The sequence below is a fragment of the Janthinobacterium sp. NKUCC08_JDC genome, from assembly GCF_019345575.1.
GTDB lineage: Bacteria > Pseudomonadota > Gammaproteobacteria > Burkholderiales > Burkholderiaceae_D > Janthinobacterium > Janthinobacterium aestuarii.
Window position 1 is genome coordinate 1 of record NZ_JAHKQW010000035.1, and the last position, 1,691, is coordinate 1,691.

General features: G+C 56.7%; 1 pseudogene. It reads right to left on the bottom strand.

From position 1 onward, the window contains the following. Window positions 1-176: 176 nt before the first annotated feature. Window positions 177-1,604: pseudogene (locus KO538_RS28950) on the bottom strand (IS1182 family transposase); the annotation flags it as partial. Window positions 1,605-1,691: the final 87 nt, after the last annotated feature.

Consider the following 1,691-nt stretch of genomic DNA (forward strand, 5'->3'; position numbering starts at 1 on the left):
GGCCCAGGCCGTGTAAAAACTCAAGAACGAGACGCGGTCGCCGAGTTGGACAGTTTGAGCGTAGTTCTGGAGTATAAGGAAACGCTCCAGGCGATGTAATCCACTTTCTGCATCCTCAGCAACGCCGGCAGAGAAAACGGCCGAAGCAAGCCTTGCAGTGTCAGAAAATGGGCGTATGCCCTGATCGCGGCCAGCATTCCCTGCATGCCAAGCAGGGTCATCAAGCGTCTGAAGTTATAGGCGAGCACGTGCAAGCTCATCTCGGTCTTCACACGCTCCAGCCCTTTCGTCAGGAAGTGTGTCGATCCCATCCATGCCTTGATAGTTGCATACGGGTGCTCGACGGTCGAGCGGCGGATTCGCATGGCATCTGGAGTCTGCTCGAGACGCGCATGCATCTCGTCGAGCACGTCCTGATGTTCCCAGCGGGTCACCCGCCGCTGCGAACTCGGCGTGCACTTGTCCTTAAGAGCACAGCCTTTGCAGTTTGAGCTCCAGTACCGATGGTTGGTCATGCCTTTCTCGACGCTGGCGAAGCGCCATATCAAAGATTCGCCTGCCGGGCAGCGATACTCGTTCTTTTGCGGGTCGTAGACGAAGTCGGCCTTGTCGAATCGGCCGTCCGCTTTAGCCCCGGAAGTTTTCGTAGGCGGCACCAAAGCGCAGATGCCCGCCTCATGACAGGCCAGGATTTCTTCACCTTTGAAGTAACCGCGATCAGCAATTGCCGTAAGGGTCGTCGTGCCCATTGCAGCTCGGGCTTTCCTGGCCATGCCAGACAATTGGTCACGGTCACTGCCGGTATTCGTTACCTCGTGTTCGACGATCAAATGATGCTTGGCGTCGACTGCGGTTTGCACGTTATAGCCAACGATTCCTGCACCGCGCGTCATCATCGAGCGCGAGTCCGGGTCAGTCAGCGAGATCTGCGTTTCGCCAGTCTCTATCAGCTTCGCTTCAATTTCCTTGAGCGTGGCCATTTGAGATTTCAACGCTGCGATCTTGTCGTTCAGACGAACGCTTTTCGACTGTGCAGTAGCCGGCTCTTGCCGGTCGGCAGTGTCGAGCTCCGCCAGGTAGCGGCTGATGCTTGCCTCGATCTCCGCCATTCTGCGCTTGAGTTTGGCATCGGTGAAATTGCGGTCGCTGCTGTTGACGGCCTTGAACTTGCTGCCGTCGATCGCGACGACCGCATCCGAGAAAAGATCCATTTGCTGGCACAGCATGACGAACTGGCGGCAGACCTTACCGATCGCCTTGCCGTTATCTTTTCGGAAGTTCGCTATCGTCTTGAAGTCAGGTGCCAGGCGTCCCGTCAGCCACATCAGCTCGACGTTGCGCTGGGCCTCCCGCTCAAGCCGCCGGCTCGACTGAATGCGGTTGAGGTAACCGTAGATGTAGAGCTTGAGCAGCACGGCTGGATGGTAAGCCGGCCGGCCAGTTTTCGCCGGCACTATCCGAGCGAAACCCATGCTGGCGAGATCGAGCTCGTCGACGAACACATCGACTACACGAACCGGATTATTCTCGACCACGTAGTCGTCCAAGTGCTCGGGCAGCAGCGTGCCTTGTCCGCGTTCTTCGCCCTCAATAAAGCGCTTCATTTAGCACCCAAAGTGATGAGATACTGGCTCAACGTTTACTGATGCGATTTCGTTTACATAGCCCTACGTTTTTACACAGTCTCGGCC